The following is an 18386-nucleotide window of genomic DNA, read 5'->3' as shown; positions in this document are numbered from 1 at the left end:
ATCCCTTACCAGCGGCGTTCAAATCTGCGGCGCAGGATGACCGCGAGAATATTCATGGTGAGGAGGAACACCAGAAGGACGATGATCCCACCCCAGGCTTTTTCGTAGAAGGCATAGTCCGCGCGGGCTGCCCAAGTGTAGATCTGTGCCGGCATGGCCGAGTTCGGGTCGACGAAGCCCGAGACAACGCCGTCCGGATAACCGCGGGCCACGAAGCCGACCATGCCGATCAGCAACAGCGGTGCGGTTTCGCCGAGCGCCTGGGCCAGGCCGATGATGGTGCCGGTCAGGATGCCGGGCATTGCAAGGGGCAGCACGTGGTGGAAGATCGCCTGCATCTTGGAGGCGCCGACACCGAGAGCCGCGTCACGAATGCTCGGCGGCACCGCCTTCAGCGAGGCGCGGGTCGAGATGATGATCGTCGGCAGGGTCATCAGCGTCAGCACCAGACCGCCGACCAGCGGTGCCGATTGCGGCAGATGCATGAACTGGATGAACACCGCCAGACCGAGAATACCGAACACGATGGACGGAACCGCGGCCAGGTTGGAAATGTTCACCTCGATCAGGTCGGTGAGTTTGTTCTGCGGCGCGAACTCCTCCAGGTAGATGGAGGCGGCGACGCCGATCGGCAGCGCCAGGAACAGCACCACCAGCATCATGAAGAACGAGCCGACGACCGAGGCACCGATGCCGGCACCACCCGGGTTGTCCACACCGGAATCCGCTCCGGTGATGAAGTTCCAGTTGAACACCGTTTTGATGATGCCGGATTCCGTCAGCTTGTCGACCAGATCGAGGTCGGCCTTCATCAGGAAGCGGCTGTCGGTCATGTTTTCGCGGGTGACGCGACCGTTCATGTAGCCATCGACCCTGGAAGAGGCCGCCAGTTCGAACTGCACCGGCTCGCCAAGCTTGTCCGGGTTGGCCTGGAAAAATTCGCGAATGGTGCCGCCCGGCTTGCCGACGATGCGCTCGATGGTGGCATTGTCGAACGGCACGCTGACACCGCTGGCCTCAAGCTGTCCCTGAAGCGCGTTGACGAAGATCCCTTCATAAGCCTTGGTCTTGAAAAGCGTGCCTTCGGCTTCGTCGAACTGTTCCTGGGTCAGGGTGAAATCCACCGAAACCACGGTTTTGGTGAAGGCCGGAATGCCCTCGGAGATGATCGACACCGCGAGCACCACCAGGAAGAACAGTCCGATGGCAATGGCTCCGATGCCATAAGCCTTGAAGCGTTTTTCAGCGGCGTTGCGCTTGCGGGTCAAATCGTCGATGGCATAGAGCGACTTCGATTTGGCCGGTGCACCGGAGGGCGTTTCGGACGTTATGGGAGAAAGCGTTGTGTCGGTCATCAGTCATACTGCTCCCGGTACCTGCGCACGATGTAGAGCGCGACGATGTTGAGACCGAGGGTAACCACGAACAGGGTCATGCCCAGGGCAAAGGCGACCAGCGCGACAGGCGAGGCAAAGTCGGCATCGCCGGTCAGCTGACTGACGATCTTGGCCGTCACCGTCGTCATGGCTTCGAAAGGGTTGAGGCTGAGGCGCGCGGCCGCACCGGCGCCCAGTACCACGATCATGGTCTCGCCGATGGCGCGCGAGGCGGCCAGCAGGATGGCGCCGACAATGCCCGGAAGCGCCGCCGGCAGAATGACCTGCTTGACGGTTTCGGATTTGGTTGCGCCGAGGCCGTAGGAGCCGTCGCGCATGGCTTGCGGCACCGCGTTGATGATGTCGTCGGAGAGCGAGCTCACGAACGGGATCAGCATGATGCCCATGACGAGGCCCGCGGTCATCACGGCCGTGCCGGCTTTCATAATGCCGAGGCCGCCGTCACCGAACACGGACAGGAGCAGCGGCCCGACGGTCAGGAGAGCGAACAGACCGTAGACGATGGTCGGGATGCCGGCCAGGATCTCGAGCAGCGGCTTGGCCACCGCACGCACTTTCGGACTGGCATATTCGGACAGGTAAACTGCGGCGAAGAGGCCGATCGGCACAGCCACGATCAGCGCCACGATCGAGATGTAGAAGGTGCCCCAGAGCAGCGGGATAATGCCCAGTTCGGAAGAGCCGCCGCGGCCCGAGAAGCTCGGCGACCAGGTGGTGCCGAAGAAGAAGTCCGTCGCCGGATACAGCCGGAAGAACTCGACCGTGTTGAAGACCAGCGACAGCACAATGCCGATGGTGGTCAGGATGGCGATCGAGGCGGCGGCAATCAGAATGAAGCGCACGCCCTTTTCAACCGTGTTGCGGGCCCGGAAGTCCTTGTTGGTTTCGCGCAGCCCCCAGAGGCCGCCGGCGATCGCGGCCAGGATCACCACGATGGACATGATCAGGTTGCCCGTCGACACCATGATCCGATAGCTCTGCGCCGCGCGCATCACCGGTTGGGTGATCTGCGAGGTGACGATCTGGCCGGCGTCTTTCAGGCGCGCTGTGATGTCGTTGAAATCGGCTCGTGCATTGCGGGCGAAATCATCGGTCATCTGACCGCTGGCAACCGCGTTGTCGAGGCCGGTCGCCGCGCGGCGCACCTCGGCCATCACCAGTCCGAGCGACGAACCTTCGCCGACCGCGGACTCGGGGATCATCTGGGAAACTGTGCCATTAATGTAAAAAGGCTGCGCCAGCAGCCAGACAACAAGGATCAGAAAGGCCGGCACCGCGGTCTTCATCGCCACGTTCGAGCCGTAATAAGAAGGAAGAGAATGCAGGATCCGCATGTCTCCTCCGGCGCTGGCCAAGGCACGCGCGCGCCCGACAACGTAGCCAGCCACGGCAATGGCGAGCACGATCACTATGAGCCAGAACAAGGACATGTGGTCCCCCGAGGAATAATACTGTCCGGAAATGAAAAAGGGGCGGCGGGAAAGCCGCCCCTCGAAACGAGCCTGGGCTCGATTACTTCATGGTTTCTTCAGCTTCGACGGAAGCCTGGACAGCAGCCAGCTCCGGGTCGGAAACCAGGCCGTACTGGGCCAGCGGGCCCTGCGGACCGGCGATTTCGTCAGCAATGAAGAACTGAGCGTATTCTTTCAGGCCCGGGATCACGCCGATATGTGCCTTCTTGATGTAGAAGTACAGCGGACGGGAAACCGGATATTCGCCGGAAGCGATGGTCGCGGTGGACGGAGCGATACCGCCCATGGTGGCGACTTTCAGCTTGTCCTGGTTGTTCTCGTAGAACGCCAGACCGAAGACGCCGATGCCGTTCGGGTTGCTGTCGATGCGCGCCAGGGTCTCGGTGTAGTCACCGTCGATGTCGGTGGACTTGCCGTCGGCGCGGACGTCGATGCAAGCGTCTTCAGCGTCGTCTTCGGACATGCCGCTGTCGATCATCGCCTGCAGGGCACCGGTTTTTTCACAGCCAACAGCCAGAACTTTTTCTTCGAACACTTCACGGGTGCCGTGCTTGGTGCCCGGGATGAAGGCAGCAATGCCAACGTCCGGCAGATCAGCGTTGAATTCGGCCCAGTTGTTGTACGGGTTGTCGACGATCTTGCCGTCAACCAAAACCTTGGCGCCGAGGGCGTTGAAGACGTCTTCCGGCTGGAAAGCAGTGAAAGCCGGGCCGTCTTTCTGGGAAGCGAAGACGATGCCGTCATAACCGATGCGGACTTCGATGATGTCCTTCACGCCGGCTTCGGCACAAGCCTTGATTTCCTTTTCGCGGATCTTGCGGGAAGCATTGGCAACGTCGATGGTGTTTTCGCCAACACCTTCACAGAAGCGCTTCAGGCCGGCGGAGGAACCGCCGGACTCAACAACCGGGGTCGGGAAGTCGGTGTTTTCACCGAAAGCTTCAGCAACGATGGAAGCGTACGGCAGAACCGTGGAGGAACCAGCAACTTGGACCTGGTCGCGAGCCTGGGCTGCGCCAACGAATGCAGTGGAAGCAACGGCCAGGGCAGTTGCGCTAACGAGGGTCGTAAATTTCACTTGACCACTCCCTTTGAATGTCAAGGTTTCTAGATGATCACCGTGCCTTGAACTGCACGAGCGATGCCGGGAACCTAGGCTCCGTGGATGAGAGTTCTATGACAGTTGTTTTTCAGTTTTGTGACAATTTAACTTATTGAAATGATTGAAGTTTTTTCCATTCTTGACTCTTTTGTGTCGCGAACTTCCGTAAATACGTGTCAGTTGAGGGTCCGAACGTCGCGCATTGGACTCACCCGTAAAGATGACAGGACGCATTAATAGGATGCATGCGATCCTGGTCACCAGCCGATGTCATTTCGCTGCGGTCTCAATCGGTTGTAGCAAGGCCTGCATTTTTCCGGCTCACAATCCTCACAATTGCAAGGCGGTCAAGGACCGGGCTTCTATCGCCTGCTGCGTGCGGGTTTCGGGTGCGAGCGGAATCAGTCCTTTGGCGGCAAGATAGCCGTCGTCACCCCAGGCTTCTTCGCTGGTAAAGGCTGACACGTAGGCCTCGAGACCCGGGATCAGGCCGACATGTTCTTTCTTGATGTAGAAGAACAGCGGCCTGGAAACCGGATAGGCGCCAGAGGAGATGTTCTCAAAGGTTGGCTCCACCCCGTTGACGCCGACGCTCTGGATCTCGTCCATGTTCCGTTTCAGGAACGAATAGCCGAAAATGCCGACCGTGACCGGGCTTGCCTTGAGCGCGCCGACAATCAAGTCGTCATTCTCCCCGGCCTCGACAAAACTGCCGTCATGGCGCATCCGCGTGCACTGATCCGTCTCAAGGCCGCCAACCGCCTTGCAGCCCTCCTCCATGACCAGTTCCTCAAAGGCGTCGCGCGTGCCCGATGTCGGCGGCGGTCCGAGCACCTCGATCTTTTCAGCCGGCAGCGATGCTTCGATGTCCGACCAGGAGGCGTGCGTGTTGTCTGCAATACCGCCGCTACCCGGCAGTTTTTCCGCAAGCGCTTCAAAGATCTGTTCCAGCGTCAGGCTGAATTTCGGCCCTTCCCTCGAATTGGCGAGCACGATGCCATCATAACCGATTTTCACCTCGACCGGCGTGACGCCATTGGCGCGGCAGGTCTCCAATTCCGAAGGTTTCATGCGCCGTGAGGCGTTGGTGATATCGGGCGTGATGTCGCCCGTTCCCCTGCAGAAGAGTTCAAAACCGCCTCCCGATCCGGTCGATTCCACGATCGGATATTTCATGCCGTCCGCCCCGACCTTTTCGGCAACGGCGGTCGCGAAGGGAAATACGGTGGAGGAACCGACGATGAGCAGCCGGTCGCGTGCCTCGGCGGACCAGGCGGTCAGACACAAAAGTCCGCCAAGCAGGGCGCGGCAAGTCAGTGTTTTGGACACGTCAATTCTCCTAAAATCAAGCCGCTCGCCCCGGCAATAATCGGGACGAGCCGGAAGCGCGGATCCGAATGACCTTCGGATATCAGCGCCCGGTCTCAGCTTTACGACAGTTGCGCGTTAGAGCATGCCCCGGTCAAGGTGGGCCATATCAACGAAACAGACACCCGACCTCAGGCCGAGATCTTTTCCGGAAGACCCTGGGTGTTCTCAAGCGCTGGCAGGTTGACCTTGAACGTGGCCCCCTTGCCCGGATCACTCTCAACCTCCATGCGCCCGCGGTGCCTTGTCAGGATGTGCTTGACGATGGCCAGACCCAGCCCTGTGCCTTTCATGGCCCGGCTTGATTCAACGTCGACGCGGTAGAACCGTTCGGTCAGGCGCGGCAGATGCTCCGGCGGAATACCTTCACCATAATCCCGCACCGCGAGTTGCCAGGCCGGCGCGTCCTGGCTGTCGGACAATTCGCTCAGGGTGACATCGACATATTCGCCGCTATGGCCATATTTGAGTGCGTTCTCAATCAGGTTTTCAATGACCTGAATGAGTTCATCGCGATCGCCCTTTATGCGGACCGGCGTGTCGGGAATCCGGAGACGGACTTCGACCCCCATGTCCGCGGACAGGGGCGACAGCGCGTCCGCCGTGTGCCGGATGATCTCCGTCAGGTCGACCGTGTTCGCCGGGCGGACATGAGCTTTCAGTTCGATTCGCGACAGGGACAGGATGTCATCGATGAGACGGCGCATGCGGCCGGCCTGATCCAGCATGATGGTCAGGAACCGGTCCTGCGCTTCCGGATCGTTGCGTGCCGGCCCTTGAAGAGTTTCGATGAACCCGGTGAGCGACGCCAGCGGGGTGCGCAATTCGTGGCTGGCATTGGCGACAAAGTCCGTGCGCATGCGCTCCAGACGGCGGTTCTCGGTCAGGTCCTGGATCACCACCAGAATAAAATCCGGCAGGCTGGGCGTGCGTTCCTGGCCCGCGTTGCCCGGCATATAGATCGGCGCCAGATGGGCTTCGTACCAGGTTTCAGTCGGCACCTTTTCAATCCAGCTGATCCGTTCGGCCTCGCCCGTGGCGCAGACCCGGTCGAACGCTTCCAGCAGCGACGGCGCCCGCAACGAAAAGGACAGCGGATCGCCAGGCTTCACGCCCTTATAGGTCTCCAGCGCCTGCCTGTTGATATAGCGCGTGATACCTCGCCCGTCGGCAACGAAACATGGTGTCGGCAAGGCGTCCACAGTCACCTTCATTCCGGTGCCTGGCCACATTCGGCGGATGTCTCGCTGCGCATTCAGCTTGAACCGCCGGCTGGCGGCCCGGCGCGGGATGAATCCTGCGGTCAGGGCTACCACCACGAGAAATCCGACCGCGGGTCCAATCGGCACGTCATAGAGGACAACAGCCGCCGCCGACGCGCACAAGGCGGCAAGCAGCACCCACCGCGCTTCACCGAGGCGCGTCAACGGCGAGGCAGTCGGCTGAACATCAGCTGACTGGTCGAGGGGCGATTGCGATTGTGTCATGGATACATGCGTGGGCTGAGGTCGGCGGTTGGCGTCTAAATCTGCGAGTACTATTTCGACGCCTTAGTAATTGCGCAAGGCCGAAACAGGGAAAACCGAGCATTTTGGATGACATCCTCTAGCATGAGAAGCATGTCATCCAGGCGACAATAGTCGCTTTTTTTTGCAGCAGCTCATGGGCAGCAAACCTCAGCGCCAATCCCGTCGCCGCGCCGCAGATTTCAGCTTATCGAGAATACGCGGCCAGCCCTCGGGCGAGCACATGCGGGCAAGATAGTCGGCACCGGCTTCGCCATGCCGCAGGAATTCGTCATGGAGGATTTCCAACCGGGTTGCCCCACCCGCTTCCCTGAAATTCACCATCAGGCGGCTGGCGGTGCCGGGGTCGGCGACTTCTTCGCCATCCTGCGTCACCTGCCAGGCCAAGCGCACATAAAGCGGAGGTTCAATGGACAGAACCGTGCCCCAGATACGCCGGCCCGCGCCGTCGATCTCATAGCAGGCTCCACCGGCAAAAGGTTCGATGCCGACCTCCAATGCGTCGCCGCCCGGTACCCTGAACGGCGACACCCACCACAGATCGGGCCGGTCGACAAACAGCGAGAACGCCCTCTCCCGCGGCAAATCCAGCAAGGTGTCAAATCGGCATTCCGTTTCGTAGGTCATCGTGTTTCGCCGAGCATTTCGCATTTCAACCTACCCGCTACTGTTTCACAGATGGCCCCGGATTGGCAAAGTTCTGCTTCCCTATCCGATTCAAACGTCAGATACATGACGTCAGCGCCAGCACTGACGAAGGGGGTTCGGCCGGTATGAAACACGATCGGGTTTTTGATCCACATTACGGCACTGCGGTCGAGGTCGCTCCGGGCATCCGGCGCCTGACGGCCAACAATCCCGGACCTTTCACCTTTTTTGGCACCAACACTTATCTGCTGGGAACACGGCGGCTGGTCTGCGTCGATCCGGGCCCGGCGGCAACCGATCATATCGATGCCATTCTCAATGCCGCTTCAGGTGCAGAAATCGAGGCGATCCTGGTCACGCATACCCATATCGACCATTCTCCCGGCGCCCGTCTCCTCAAAGAGCGTACCGGAGCTCCCATTGCCGGCTGCGGTCCGCACGAAGCGGCGCGCGCGCTTGGCGACAACGAGATCAATCCACTTGATGCCAGCGGCGACAAGGATCATCGACCTGACCGTCAGCTTTTCGACGGCGACGTGTTTTCCGCTTCCGAGTGTCAACTCGAAACCATCGCCACACCCGGCCATACCGCCAATCACCTTTGCTTTGCCCTCCAGGGGACGGACCACTTGCTGTCGGCCGACCATGTGATGGGCTGGTCGACCTCCGTGGTCGCGCCGCCCGATGGCAACATGCGTGCCTATATGGCTTCCATCGACACATTGCTGAGCCGGGACGAGGACATCTACCTGCCTGGCCATGGCGGCGTCATCCGGTCCGCGCGCGCCTATGTGCGCGACCTGAAGCAGCACCGCCTCGCACGGGAACAGGCGATCCTTGAACAGCTGCAGGATGGAGAGAAAACGATTCCGGACATCGTGCGGGTTCTTTATGCCGCCGTCGACCCGACGCTGCATCCGGCCGCGGGCCTATCCGTCTTTGCGCATCTGGAAGATCTTGCCGGCCGAGGCCTGGTTACAGCGACCCCGTCGCCAACCCTCAGTGCCCGCTATCGCGGCGGTGTTTCGTCAGACTGAACCGGTCAGCCTTCCAGGTCCGTCGCGTCGACGCCATCCGGCACGGTCGCGTCTTCCTCTTCGAAATAGGGTTTGAAACCCGGTAGCGGAATCGTATCTCGCGGTTCTCCCGCCGGTTCGGGCTGAAGCTCGACGTCCTCCAGATCGCTTTCATCGACGGCAAGGCGCGCCAGATCGCCATAGGTCTCCAGCAGAACGCGGTCGATCTCGGCAAAAACGCTGCGGATATGATCCACGTTTCCGGACAGGTCCCGCAGCGGCGTGCGCGAGCGGGCGCGCACGTCCAGCAAGGCGCCGACGGGATCGGGCTGGATCCGGAGCACAATGTCTGTCTTCAGTCCAAGCAGCTGCGAGGTGCCCTGCGCCTGCAGCCGGGTAGCGGCATCCAGAAGGTCCGGTGGCAACTCGTCCACGATTGTCCAGCTCAAACCGTCCATTGCCTTGACACCGGCGGCGTGCAGCTGTGCCGTGGTGATCCGGTAGCGCCTTGAAACAATATCGGGATACCGCGCGGTATTTACAGCTTCCGCCGGTTCTTCCCCGCCTTTTGTCAGCGCAACAACCGGCCAGACATGATTTGCAAGAGCGGTGTCGAGCCAGGTCAGGAAGGGAGTTCGTGTCAACACGACCTCGGCCTTGATCTCCGGCGGCTGCGCGCGGTCGGTCGACAAATCGTGAGTGCCCGGATGCAGCGTCAGCAAGCCAATGAGCAAGGCCGATGGCGTCAGTGCCAGCAACGCAAAAAACGTCCCTGTCAAAGCCGCCGGCACCCCGGGACCGCCGCGTGTCCAGATCCGGTTGAAGGCAAAAAGCGCCAGCAGCATGGCCAGCATCGCGACAACGGCCGCCGCCACGAGGGACAGGACGAAAACATCCGCGTCGATCAGATCGAAGCGTTTTGCCAGGAGCGCAATCACCGCCAGCGCGAGGCCGATGGAGCCCAGCTTGCGGCTCGCGGGAGCCGCGGAGGTACGATAGACGGCGTAACGCTTCATCTGGTCCTGTCTCGCGATAACCGTCTGAGACGGCCAAGGCGCCGCAGACGTCCTCATTGTTTGTTCGTATCAGGCCCAAATGTCAAAAATGAACTTCACTTCCGCGCCAGACGACGCCTAAATGTACACAGGACATGACAATATGACGTGCCAGGCGCGCGCAGGCCGGGCAGGGCCAATGATAGTCGGGGTGGGGAATGACCGGACGACGCTCCCGTTTTCCGGCGGCTGGTGAGCCGGATCACCGGAGAAGCAGACAGCGACGAACCGTATACCGGTTCCCGGCGACGGTGTTCCGCCCCGGTCCGGCCAATATCTGTCTGTGCCACATTCTGGTGGCGAGCCTGGCGCTGGCCCCGCTCGCTCTCATCTTTTCCGTTTGGTATGCCGATCCCGGAGCGCGCTGGCTTGAAGCCCATTATCTCTACCTGAGGACATCCATTGCCCTTCTGGTGATCGGCGCCGGGCTCGGCAGTCTCATGATCCTTCTGGGAGCACCGCTGTCCTCGCTTCTCATGCTCGGTGGCCTGGCCCTGATTGCGGCAACCCTTCTGCTGACGCTGGCACGCTGCTGCAACGGCTTCTTTCGGACGCTGTTCGGGCGCCCGCTGCGCGACCCCAAAAGCTATCTTGTCTGAACGGTGAACGACGTCCTCAAAGACGACCCCACCCGAGTGGTAAATAAAACCTTACCCTAATACTTCAAATCCGCCGCTATTTCGTTACATCCTGTTATGGTAATTGACTGGCCGAAATCGGCCGATAAGCGCATGCTTATTCCGTCCAGATCAGGAATTGGCAGCTGAAGGGGAAAATTGCCCTTCCTTTGCCGCATTTGGATACGACATGCACGCGGCCCGCGGCACCTCAACAAGATCACCAGAGTGCGGGCCCTGGAAATGAACAACGGACCTGACAAATGTCTGAGCAAACCAACCGCCCGACCCAGTCCAATTCGGCCGACGCGAAACTTGTCAATCTCTACAAGCCCGTCGGCATTGCCGCGCTCAACGCGGCGGCCCTGTGCCGGAAACCGGTCACGGTGACCAAAAAGGGCAAATAAGACGCCCCTTCGGCGGCGCGCCTTTGCAAATTGACGAACCTGACGATTGTCGGGCCGTCGCTGCGCCAGCGCCGTTCAGTGGTTGCCGAGACAAGGTCTCTTGGGCAAACTGCCGCCAACAAGGGCACAGCTCGTGTCCACGCGGAGATTGCCCGAATGATCATTGCCTATTGTCCTTCAGTCCATGGCCTGGAGCGCGTTGAACTGGCGCCGGGCGATGCCCTGCCCGCCACCTCCATATGGATCGACCTTGTTGCGCCGACCCAGGAGGAGCAGCGTGCAGCGGAAAAGCTGATGGGCGCGGAAATTCCGACACGCGAAGAGATCGCATCGATCGAAACGTCGGAACGGCTTTACCTGGAACCGGGGGCGATCGTCATGACCGCCCAGCTGCCGATCGCCACGCGGATGATCGATCCTGCACTGTCCTCCGTCACTTTCGTCGTCAACTCAAAACGGCTGGTCACCGTGCGCTATGGCGAACCCAGATCGATCACGCTTGTGTCAAAGAAGGTGCAGGCCGACAAGACCATTGCCCACCGGGGGCCCGCCGTCCTGTTTGCCATGCTGGACACGATCGTCGACCGCTGCGCCGATGAAATGGAAAGCGCCTCCGCGCGCTACGACAATCTCGCGGTCGAGGTGTTCGGCGACGGCCTCAACACCCGCAAGACGGCAAGCTATCAGATCGCCATCAAGAAACTTGGCCAGGTCGGCCTGCATGTCTCAAAGATGCATGACGTGTGCACCGGACTGTCCCGTATGCTGCTTTACATGGCGACCAATGCCAAGCGTCTCGGCCTCGACGAACAGCAGATCGCGGACTGCAAGATGTATGGACGCGACATTCACTCCATCAAGGAGCATGGCGACGCCCTGGACAACAAGCTGGCTTTCCTGCTGGATGCAACGGTCGGCCTGGTCACCCTTGAGCAGAACCAGATCTCCAAGATCTTCACGGTCCTCGGTTTGATCTTCCTGCCGCCCACGCTGATTGCATCGATCTACGGCATGAATTTCAGGAATATGCCGGAACTGGACTGGCAACAGGGGTTCCTGTTTTCTCTCGGCATGATGTTTGTGTCGGTCGTGCTGACCTTCCTGTTCTTCCGCTGGAAACGCCTGCTCTAGGGTCAGGACCCTAGGGATAGAGCCGCAGCTTCGACCAGGGCTGGTCCGCGGACGGCCGGGTGAACTGAACCCGGTCATGCAGGCGGAAGGGCCGGTCGTGCCAGAACTCGATCGAGGTCGGCTCCAGCCGCATGCCGGACCAGTGGTCAGGGCGCGGAATATCGCCGATGCCGAATTTGGCGGTGTATTTGGCGACTTCCTTTTCCAGCGCGAAGCGGCTTTCCAACGGCCGAGACTGTTTCGAGGCCCAGGCGCCGATCCGGCTGCCGCGCGGCCGCGAGCGGTAGTATTCGTCGGCCTCTTCCCCGGAAACTTCAACGACCGCCCCGCGAATCCGGACCTGACGGCGCAGAGATTTCCAGTGGAAACACATCGCCGCCTTGCCGGCGTTGAGCAGCTCACGTCCCTTTGCGCTTTCGAAATTTGTGTAAAACACAAAGCCGCGCTCGTCGAAATCCTTCAGGAGAACCATGCGCACATTGGGCAGCCCGTCCTCGTCGACGGTCGCCAGCGACAGCGCGTTCGGATCGTTGGGCTCCGCGGCCTTAGCGTCTTCAAGCCATTCAGCGAAAAGATCAAATGGTTTCACAACCTCCGTGAAGTCACCTTTTGTTAACTCTTCCGGCGGATCTTTAAGGTCTGTCATCGGTAACCTGTCGAAGGAAGCGACGGCCTGCTAACGGGCATTCACATGCCGACCGCGAGGGCTGTCTGAAGATGTTTCGTATGCGTTCATATACTGGCCGGCACATCAAGATCCACCCCCTAGCGGCAACCATCGTCACGATGGGTGCCCTCTTGAGCGGGTGCAGCCAGGTTTCCGTTCCCATGGGCAGCAACAATATCGACACTCCGACGGTGCTGACCGGGTCGATCCCTTCGGCCACGGACGTCGCCTATTCGGACATCAACGACGGCGACCGTGGCATCATTGCCGCCCATCTGGATTCCCTCAGCGAGGACCTGACGGGCGAGCAGGCGGTAGCCGGCCTGTCCCTGCCCTGGCTGAACTCCGTCTCCGGCAATTCCGGCACCCTGTCCGGGATCGACACCGCCACGCTTTCAGAGACCGGCTGCGTGACCTTCCGCACCACAGCCAACACGATCACCGGCATCAAGCTTTACGACGGCACGGCCTGCCGGGACGTGACACGGAAATTCTCGGTCACCACGCTCACTGTTTCCGACGCTTGAACACTGAGAAAAACCCGTTAAAACCGATGGGTCTTCGAACCGGTGGCGCAGGTCTGGAATTTTTTCCTATCCATCCCGATATAGAAGACAAGTCCGGTTGAGCCGGCTCCGAACGTCATTGCAGCCGCACCAAAAAGGGCGGGAGCGGCCGCGCACGGGGCGCTTTTCCGGAAAATCTAAGAAACCTGGTGAAACGAATGCGTGATCCCTACAGCGTTCTCGGGGTGGCGAAAAACGCCAGCGAGGGCGACATCAAAAAGGCCTTTCGAAAGCTGGCCAAGAAATACCATCCGGATCAGAACAAGGATGATCCGACCGCACAGAAGCGTTTTTCCGAAGCCAACCAGGCATATGAAATTGTTGGTGACAAGGAAAAGCGCGCCAAGTTCGACCGCGGTGAAATCGATGCGGAAGGCAAACCGCGCTTCCACGCCGGCGGCTTTGACGGCTTCACCGGATACGAGGATTTCGGTGCTGCCGGCGGTGCGCGCGGCACGCGCTCCGGCGCCGGTGGCGGCGGCAGTTTCGACGATATCCTGAACGACATTTTCGGCAGTTTCGGCAGCGGCCGCACCCGTGCCGGTCCGGGCGCCAGTGCGGGCGGCGGCGGCTTTGGCGGCGCGCGTGCCAAGGCGCCGCCGAAAACCCAGGGCGCCAATGCCGACATCACGGCCCGGGTCACGCTTGAAGACATCGTCAATTCCGGCAAGACGCAGGTAACCCTGCCGAGCGGCAAGACCGTCAATGTCACCTTGCCCAAAGGGGTCGTGGACGGCGAGAAGATCCGGCTGAAGGGTCAGGGCTATCCGGGCGACAATGGCGGACCGGCCGGCGATGCCCTCGTTGAGGTCCGCTTCAAACCGCACAAGCTGTTTGAGGTCAAGGGCTCCGACCTGCACCTCGACCTGCCGCTGACGCTTTATGAAGCGGTGCTGGGCGCCAAGGTGCGGACACCGACCTTGTCCGGCGCGGTCAACCTGACGGTTCCGGCCAACGCCTCGAGCGGCAAGACCATGCGGCTGAAAGGTAAGGGCCTGCCGACCAAGACCGGCGGCCACGGCGACCTTCTGGTCAAGCTGCAGATCGTCATGCCGCCTCATGGCGACGACGAGCTGGACACGTTGATGAAGGCCTGGAAGGAAATCACACCCTATCGTGCGCGCGGGCCGGAATTCGACTGACCCCAGACCAGACCTGTTTGAAGTGCCGCCGCGAGGCGGCACTTTTCGTTTCAAGCACGGCCGGCATTGTGTCGCTCAGGCTTGCAGCTCTTCCAGCAGCTCGGCCAGAAGATCCATGCCCTTACCCCAGCCCTTGTCGAGGCCGCTGATGGCACCTGCGAAGCAGGAGATTTCCGCCTCGCTCGCCTCATGCGGCGCCCATACCAGCCGCACGACGGTCTCGTCCCCCTCCTCCAGGAAGGTCACAGTCGTCAGGAGGACACGCGGCCAGTCGGGCATCATCGGATTGGCCGCTATGTTCCAGGCGGCATCGGCGACGGAGTGCAGCCAGACCAGTTTTTCCGGCGCGATCACTTCCGTGTATTCGACCCGCTGGTAATGCGAACCGCCCCCCATTCTCATTTCGTTCAGCCAGAGGCCGCCGGGCGTGACATCAAGTTTGTGAATGACGGTTTCGACCCCCGGCCCGTACCACCGGGCCAGCAGATCGGCTTCGGTCCAGCTTCTCCAGACCAGTTCGCGCGACGCGTTGAAACGTCTTTCCAGTACAAATTCCGGCAGTGCCATATTCCACTCCTACTCATCTACCTTTTTGAGTTCTTCCAAAAGCGCGTCGAGCTGATCGAAGCTTGACGTCCAGAACCGCTTGAATTCCTCGAGCCACGCAACGGCGTCCTGCATCGGCGCGGCGTTCAGTTTTGCCGGCCGGCGCTGCCGGTCGGTGCCGCGGGTCACCAGGCCGGCCTTCTCCAGAACCTTGAGGTGTTTCGAGACAGCCGGCTGGCTCATGTCGAAAGGCTCGGCCAGTTCATTGACCGACGCTTCACCGGAGGCGAGCTTCGTCAGAATTGCGCGGCGCGTCGGATCCGCGAGCGCGGAAAACACCGCATCGAGGTTCGGCGGCCCACTTGTATAACCAATCTGTTCCATAACCTATTAGTTATATTAATTGATCAACCCTGTCCAGCATCGCTTGCCGTTTCTTTGATATCGTGTTATATAACTTGTTATGTTATGAGGTGTCCGATGGAAGATGTCGTTCGCGCGCTTGGTTACGCCACTTTGGGCAGCCGGCTGAAGCGGATCGGGGAAAAACTGCAAGCGCAGACGCAGGACCTTGCCGGGGAGCTGGCCGGCACCGGCCTGCCGACGCCGCACAATCCTGTTCTGGCGGCCCTCGACCGGCAAGGCCCGCTGAGCATCGGCGACCTGGCCAAGGCCCTGGGCCAGAGCCAGCCGGGGATCACCCGCATGATCAACAAGATGAAGTCGGAAGGGCTCGTCAGCGTGACATCGCTGGAACAGGACCGCCGGGTCAGCACCGTCGCCCTGACGGAGGCGGGCCGGCACCTTGTCGACCACCTGAAAGCAACGCTCTGGCCGGCGGTCTCGTTCGCCGTCGCGGATGCCTGCGCTGGTCTGGACGGCCCCTTGCTTCAACAGCTGGACCAGCTGGAAGCCGCCCTGACCGAACAATCCCTGAGCACACGTCAGACAGGGCAGCCCCTGCCCGATTGGGATACGCTAGACCTGGAGACAAGATCATGATCAAGCGCATCTGGCACGGCTGGACCACGCCGGAAAATGCCGACACCTATTGCAAGGTTCTATTGAGCGAGGTGATCCCGGGGATCGAGGACAAGGCCATTCCGGGATATCTCGGGATCGAGGTGCTCCGGCGGGACCTCGAACGGGAAGTGGAATTCATCACGATCATGAGCTTCCGCACACTTGAGGATATCATCGCCTTTCAGGGGCCCGACTATGCCCGCTGCTATGTTCCGGACGTCGCTCAAAAGGTGCTGAAACGGTGGGACCAGACCTCGCAGCACTACGACCTCAAGGAGACGCGAAGCTATGCCTGATGCTGTCACACCTGTCTTGAACCGTGTTGTCTGGTCCGCGCTAACCACGAGGCAACAGGGTTTTGTACACGGCGGCAGCCTGGCCCGCCGGTTCGATCCTGCAGTCTCGCCCTTCGCCGCGTCGAAAGACAATTCTCCCGAAGCCCTTGAAGAGCTGGCCGGGTTGATAAGCCCGGGCGAGGATCACGTCTATCTGCTGCAGGCAGAGGGGATTGCCCTGCCCGACGACCTGGAGGCCGAGGTCACGGCGGTCGGTGTCCTGATGACCGAAACGCGGCCGCCGGCTGCCGCGTCCCCCTCCGTGGAGATCTCATCGCTTACAGACACCGATATTCCAGAGATGGTGGCGCTGGCGGACTTGACCAGGCCGGGTCCATTCACCGCGCGCACGCCGGAACTCGGGGCTTTTTACGGCGTCAGGATCGACGGCAGGCTCGCAGCCATGGCGGGTACGCGGTTGAACCTGACCGGCTTCACCGAAGTGAGCGGCATTTGCACTCATCCCGATTTCCGTGGCCGCGGCCTTGCCTCGGTCCTGGCCATGCAGGTGGCCTCAAACATCCGCGCACAAGGCGACACGCCGTTCCTGCATGCCTATGCGGACAATCACGGCGCCATTGCCCTTTACCGCAAGCTGGGTTTCGAGATCTGGCGGGAAGTCAATGTCGCGGTCGTCCGGAGAAAGAACCGGAGCTGAGGGTTCAGGCGGCGTTTTCCGGCCGTTCGGCTTGGAACGTCCGGATTCGCTGGCGCAGATATTTCACGGCTGAGCGATAATGGCTGGGGCCTGCGGCTTCTGCCCAACGCCCAGCGGTCCAGTCATTGTTGGCGCCTTTCATGGGCCCGGCATAGAGATCCTCGTCCTCGAGGCTTTCCAGCAGCGCCAGCAGCTCCGCGTGACCGGTCTCCAGGAGTGATCTGGCGGACGGCCAGGACAGGCTGGACTGTTTTTGCCTCAGCTCGGCATTGTAGCGCTTCAGCTCGTTCCACTTATAGCCCTTGGCGGGAAAGAAGACTTCCTTGCCGTCCCTACCGTCGTGGTACCAGCCGAGGAACAGCTGAATCCAGTGGGCACGGTGACCGACGATGTCCTTGGGAGACGTCTCGTCGGCATCCTTCTCCAGCCGCAACATGGCCGGCATGTCATCTAGCAGCCTTTGCAGCTTGTCGAATTCCTTGTCGGCCAGGGCCAACAATTCTTTCTTGGTTTTTGCGGGCATCGCTTCCTCCTGACAACTCCCGCGAGAGTGGCAAACTCCCGCACACCCTTCCTTGACCCACAGCAAAGAGTTGCCGGTTAAATTTGACGTCCGCACCATATGGTTCCGCGGGAACCGCTATCCGGCACAGTCGCGACCGGCTCAAAACCGCGAGACGTCCAGAAAGCGAGCCCCGCCGAATTGACGGCGCTGACACCGGCATGGACTGCGCCGGCGCCACATCGCCGTGCTTCGGCCAGCCAGGCTTCCAGCAGCCGGGAACCGATCCCCTTTCCTTGCGCACGCGGCAAAAGGTTCATGTGAATATGCGCCGGGTAGGCCTGAACGATTTCCTCCGGCACATGCGAAGGATGATGGATCGACCAGATCCTGCGCTCATCCATCGTCCAGGACGCGGGGTCGCCGGTCGGTTCCGGATAGTATTTCCGGAAAGACGGCCACCAGTCCTGCTCGAGCTGCTCTTCAAAGCCGCGCGTGTCCGCGGCGCCAACCGCATAGCCAACGATCCCATCGCTGTCTTCGGCGACAAAGCTAACCAGCCCGCCCATGATAACATAAGGCCCGGCATAGATATGGCCGATCAGATCCGGGTCGTCATACTGCTCCGTCGCGTCCCGCCCGGCATCGCCGGTTTTCAGGCAGACTGCGTAGACCGCATGCAGATCTCGCGGTTCCGCCGGCCGGATCGTCACAGTGTCACTCATGTTGGTCGTCATCGCGTTCCTCGTGGAGCCCAAAGGTCACTAGTGTGGTGAATTTGAAATTCGCCTCATTGTTGCAGCGACCATCGAAGCGAATTTCAAATTCGAAAACCACACTAGAAACATATGCTTGCTAGTCACCCTTTGGAATCTGAAGCTCGTTCCGAGTGTGCCGGGAAATAAGACGAACTTCAGATTCGGGTGACTAGTGTGGTGAATCTGAAATTCGACTCATTGTTGCAGCGACCATCGAAGCGAATTTCAAATTCGAAAACCACACTAGAAACATATGCTTGCTAGTCACCCTTTTGAATCTGAAGCTCGTTCCGAGTGTGCCGGGAAATAAGACGAACTTCAGATTCGGGTGACTAGGGTCAGGACCCATTCATTTGAGTGAAATGGTAGGGATGAATTTGTTCGGATACTAGGCGCAAAGCTGCAGGAAACCGTCCGGCTTCCAAAGGTTTGCAACGACGTTGCCGGGCA

The 18386-nt window shown here is 60.4% G+C and carries 21 protein-coding genes; 9 read left to right on the top strand and 12 right to left on the bottom strand.

Translation table 11 applies throughout. The features are described 5' to 3' along the window. Positions 1 to 5: 5 nt before the first annotated feature. The 6 genes from pstA to M0H32_RS02020 form a co-directional block, all read right to left on the bottom strand. The gene (pstA, locus tag M0H32_RS02045) at positions 6 to 1355 is read right to left on the bottom strand and encodes a phosphate ABC transporter permease PstA (RefSeq protein WP_248150071.1); all 1350 of its coding nucleotides are present in this window, start codon (positions 1353 to 1355) and stop codon (positions 6 to 8) included. Then, positions 1355 to 2827, bottom strand: a complete 1473-nt coding sequence (pstC, locus tag M0H32_RS02040) for a phosphate ABC transporter permease subunit PstC (protein WP_248150069.1) — start codon at positions 2825 to 2827, stop codon at positions 1355 to 1357. Before pstC ends, pstA begins: the two co-directional genes overlap by 1 nt. An 82-nt stretch (positions 2828 to 2909) precedes the next feature. After that, positions 2910 to 3947, bottom strand: coding sequence for a substrate-binding domain-containing protein (locus tag M0H32_RS02035; RefSeq protein ID WP_248150067.1), 1038 nt, complete (start codon positions 3945 to 3947; stop codon positions 2910 to 2912). Between the two features lie 354 nt (positions 3948 to 4301). Beyond that, a complete protein-coding gene (locus M0H32_RS02030; protein WP_248150065.1) occupies positions 4302 to 5300 on the bottom strand; it encodes a substrate-binding domain-containing protein in 999 nt (332 codons plus the stop codon). Positions 5301 to 5470: 170 nt separating this feature from the next. After that, positions 5471 to 6826, bottom strand: a complete 1356-nt coding sequence (locus M0H32_RS02025) for an ATP-binding protein (RefSeq protein ID WP_248150063.1) — start codon at positions 6824 to 6826, stop codon at positions 5471 to 5473. 189 nt (positions 6827 to 7015) lie between these two features. Next, positions 7016 to 7492 (bottom strand): SRPBCC family protein, encoded by a 477-nt coding sequence (locus M0H32_RS02020; protein WP_248150060.1) that lies wholly within the window; start codon positions 7490 to 7492, stop codon positions 7016 to 7018. A gap of 146 nt (positions 7493 to 7638) precedes the next feature. Here M0H32_RS02020 and M0H32_RS02015 point away from each other — a divergent pair, with 146 nt between their 5' ends. Then, the gene (locus M0H32_RS02015; RefSeq protein ID WP_248150057.1) at positions 7639 to 8550 is read left to right on the top strand and encodes an MBL fold metallo-hydrolase; all 912 of its coding nucleotides are present in this window, start codon (positions 7639 to 7641) and stop codon (positions 8548 to 8550) included. Between the two features lie 5 nt (positions 8551 to 8555). Here M0H32_RS02015 and M0H32_RS02010 read toward each other — a convergent pair whose 3' ends face one another. Continuing rightward, on the bottom strand, positions 8556 to 9545 hold the full coding sequence (locus M0H32_RS02010) for a DUF1499 domain-containing protein (protein ID WP_248150055.1): 990 nt from the start codon (positions 9543 to 9545) through the stop codon (positions 8556 to 8558). Between the two features lie 197 nt (positions 9546 to 9742). Between M0H32_RS02010 and M0H32_RS02005 the strand changes: the two genes are divergently transcribed. From M0H32_RS02005 to M0H32_RS01995, 3 genes are all read left to right on the top strand, one after another. After that, a complete protein-coding gene (locus M0H32_RS02005; protein ID WP_248150053.1) occupies positions 9743 to 10183 on the top strand; it encodes a hypothetical protein in 441 nt (146 codons plus the stop codon). A gap of 281 nt (positions 10184 to 10464) precedes the next feature. Next, positions 10465 to 10608 carry a hypothetical protein gene (locus M0H32_RS02000; protein WP_248150051.1) on the top strand — a complete coding sequence of 48 codons (144 nt, stop codon included), beginning with the start codon at positions 10465 to 10467 and terminating at the stop codon, positions 10606 to 10608. A gap of 156 nt (positions 10609 to 10764) precedes the next feature. Beyond that, the gene (locus M0H32_RS01995; protein WP_248150049.1) at positions 10765 to 11739 is read left to right on the top strand and encodes a magnesium transporter CorA family protein; all 975 of its coding nucleotides are present in this window, start codon (positions 10765 to 10767) and stop codon (positions 11737 to 11739) included. Between the two features lie 10 nt (positions 11740 to 11749). Here M0H32_RS01995 and pdxH read toward each other — a convergent pair whose 3' ends face one another. After that, positions 11750 to 12385 carry a pyridoxamine 5'-phosphate oxidase gene (gene pdxH / locus M0H32_RS01990; RefSeq protein ID WP_248150047.1) on the bottom strand — a complete coding sequence of 212 codons (636 nt, stop codon included), beginning with the start codon at positions 12383 to 12385 and terminating at the stop codon, positions 11750 to 11752. An 80-nt stretch (positions 12386 to 12465) separates the two neighbouring features. On the opposite strand from pdxH, the gene M0H32_RS01985 reads away from it, so the two are divergent. Further along, a complete protein-coding gene (locus tag M0H32_RS01985; RefSeq protein ID WP_248150045.1) occupies positions 12466 to 12933 on the top strand; it encodes an RT0821/Lpp0805 family surface protein in 468 nt (155 codons plus the stop codon). A 197-nt stretch (positions 12934 to 13130) separates the two neighbouring features. Continuing rightward, the gene (locus M0H32_RS01980) at positions 13131 to 14114 is read left to right on the top strand and encodes a DnaJ C-terminal domain-containing protein (RefSeq protein ID WP_248150042.1); all 984 of its coding nucleotides are present in this window, start codon (positions 13131 to 13133) and stop codon (positions 14112 to 14114) included. Between the two features lie 75 nt (positions 14115 to 14189). Here the strand turns inward: M0H32_RS01980 and M0H32_RS01975 are convergent, their stop codons facing one another. Together M0H32_RS01975 and M0H32_RS01970 are read right to left on the bottom strand one after the other, a co-directional pair. Further along, the gene (locus M0H32_RS01975) at positions 14190 to 14681 is read right to left on the bottom strand and encodes an SRPBCC family protein (protein WP_248150040.1); all 492 of its coding nucleotides are present in this window, start codon (positions 14679 to 14681) and stop codon (positions 14190 to 14192) included. Positions 14682 to 14690: 9 nt separating this feature from the next. Continuing rightward, complete coding sequence (locus M0H32_RS01970) at positions 14691 to 15044, bottom strand: ArsR/SmtB family transcription factor (RefSeq protein WP_248150038.1); 354 nt, start codon at positions 15042 to 15044, stop codon at positions 14691 to 14693. 96 nt (positions 15045 to 15140) lie between these two features. Between M0H32_RS01970 and M0H32_RS01965 the strand changes: the two genes are divergently transcribed. Genes M0H32_RS01965 through M0H32_RS01955 form a run of 3 tightly spaced genes read left to right on the top strand, consistent with a single transcriptional unit; the run spans position 15141 to position 16676 of the window. Further along, complete coding sequence (locus tag M0H32_RS01965; protein ID WP_248150035.1) at positions 15141 to 15662, top strand: MarR family winged helix-turn-helix transcriptional regulator; 522 nt, start codon at positions 15141 to 15143, stop codon at positions 15660 to 15662. Next, positions 15659 to 15979, top strand: coding sequence for an antibiotic biosynthesis monooxygenase family protein (locus M0H32_RS01960; protein ID WP_248150033.1), 321 nt, complete (start codon positions 15659 to 15661; stop codon positions 15977 to 15979). Before M0H32_RS01965 ends, M0H32_RS01960 begins: the two co-directional genes overlap by 4 nt. Then, entirely contained in the window at positions 15972 to 16676 is a 705-nt protein-coding gene (locus M0H32_RS01955) for a GNAT family N-acetyltransferase (protein ID WP_248150030.1), read from the top strand. The genes M0H32_RS01960 and M0H32_RS01955 overlap by 8 nt, the downstream gene beginning before the upstream one ends. A gap of 4 nt (positions 16677 to 16680) precedes the next feature. On the opposite strand, the gene M0H32_RS01950 is transcribed toward M0H32_RS01955, so the two are convergent. Together M0H32_RS01950 and M0H32_RS01945 are read right to left on the bottom strand one after the other, a co-directional pair. Continuing rightward, positions 16681 to 17199, bottom strand: a complete 519-nt coding sequence (locus M0H32_RS01950) for a ClbS/DfsB family four-helix bundle protein (RefSeq protein WP_248150009.1) — start codon at positions 17197 to 17199, stop codon at positions 16681 to 16683. Positions 17200 to 17276: 77 nt separating this feature from the next. Further along, positions 17277 to 17903 carry a GNAT family N-acetyltransferase gene (locus M0H32_RS01945; protein ID WP_248150005.1) on the bottom strand — a complete coding sequence of 209 codons (627 nt, stop codon included), beginning with the start codon at positions 17901 to 17903 and terminating at the stop codon, positions 17277 to 17279. Between the last annotated feature and the right edge of the window lie 483 nt (positions 17904 to 18386).

Source organism: Roseibium sediminicola, from assembly GCF_023156505.1.
Classification (GTDB): domain Bacteria; phylum Pseudomonadota; class Alphaproteobacteria; order Rhizobiales; family Stappiaceae; genus Roseibium; species Roseibium sediminicola.
Note: the sequence above shows the minus strand (reverse complement) of the source record. Positions and strands in the feature narration are given on the sequence as shown.

Coding starts and splice junctions, on each gene's coding strand:
- M0H32_RS01985 (WP_248150045.1), top strand. CDS start 12,466: ATGCGTTCATATACTGGCCGGCACATCAAGATCCACCCCCTAGCGGCA.
- M0H32_RS02005 (WP_248150053.1), top strand. CDS start 9,743: ATGACCGGACGACGCTCCCGTTTTCCGGCGGCTGGTGAGCCGGATCAC.
- M0H32_RS02025 (WP_248150063.1), bottom strand. CDS start 6,826: ATGACACAATCGCAATCGCCCCTCGACCAGTCAGCTGATGTTCAGCCG.
- M0H32_RS02010 (WP_248150055.1), bottom strand. CDS start 9,545: ATGAAGCGTTACGCCGTCTATCGTACCTCCGCGGCTCCCGCGAGCCGC.
- M0H32_RS01975 (WP_248150040.1), bottom strand. CDS start 14,681: ATGGCACTGCCGGAATTTGTACTGGAAAGACGTTTCAACGCGTCGCGC.
- M0H32_RS02000 (WP_248150051.1), top strand. CDS start 10,465: ATGTCTGAGCAAACCAACCGCCCGACCCAGTCCAATTCGGCCGACGCG.
- M0H32_RS01970 (WP_248150038.1), bottom strand. CDS start 15,044: ATGGAACAGATTGGTTATACAAGTGGGCCGCCGAACCTCGATGCGGTG.
- M0H32_RS01965 (WP_248150035.1), top strand. CDS start 15,141: ATGGAAGATGTCGTTCGCGCGCTTGGTTACGCCACTTTGGGCAGCCGG.
- M0H32_RS02020 (WP_248150060.1), bottom strand. CDS start 7,492: ATGACCTACGAAACGGAATGCCGATTTGACACCTTGCTGGATTTGCCG.
- pstC (WP_248150069.1), bottom strand. CDS start 2,827: ATGTCCTTGTTCTGGCTCATAGTGATCGTGCTCGCCATTGCCGTGGCT.
- pstA (WP_248150071.1), bottom strand. CDS start 1,355: ATGACCGACACAACGCTTTCTCCCATAACGTCCGAAACGCCCTCCGGT.
- pdxH (WP_248150047.1), bottom strand. CDS start 12,385: ATGACAGACCTTAAAGATCCGCCGGAAGAGTTAACAAAAGGTGACTTC.
- M0H32_RS01955 (WP_248150030.1), top strand. CDS start 15,972: ATGCCTGATGCTGTCACACCTGTCTTGAACCGTGTTGTCTGGTCCGCG.
- M0H32_RS01945 (WP_248150005.1), bottom strand. CDS start 17,903: ATGAGTGACACTGTGACGATCCGGCCGGCGGAACCGCGAGATCTGCAT.
- M0H32_RS01960 (WP_248150033.1), top strand. CDS start 15,659: ATGATCAAGCGCATCTGGCACGGCTGGACCACGCCGGAAAATGCCGAC.
- M0H32_RS01950 (WP_248150009.1), bottom strand. CDS start 17,199: ATGCCCGCAAAAACCAAGAAAGAATTGTTGGCCCTGGCCGACAAGGAA.
- M0H32_RS01980 (WP_248150042.1), top strand. CDS start 13,131: ATGCGTGATCCCTACAGCGTTCTCGGGGTGGCGAAAAACGCCAGCGAG.
- M0H32_RS01995 (WP_248150049.1), top strand. CDS start 10,765: ATGATCATTGCCTATTGTCCTTCAGTCCATGGCCTGGAGCGCGTTGAA.
- M0H32_RS02015 (WP_248150057.1), top strand. CDS start 7,639: ATGAAACACGATCGGGTTTTTGATCCACATTACGGCACTGCGGTCGAG.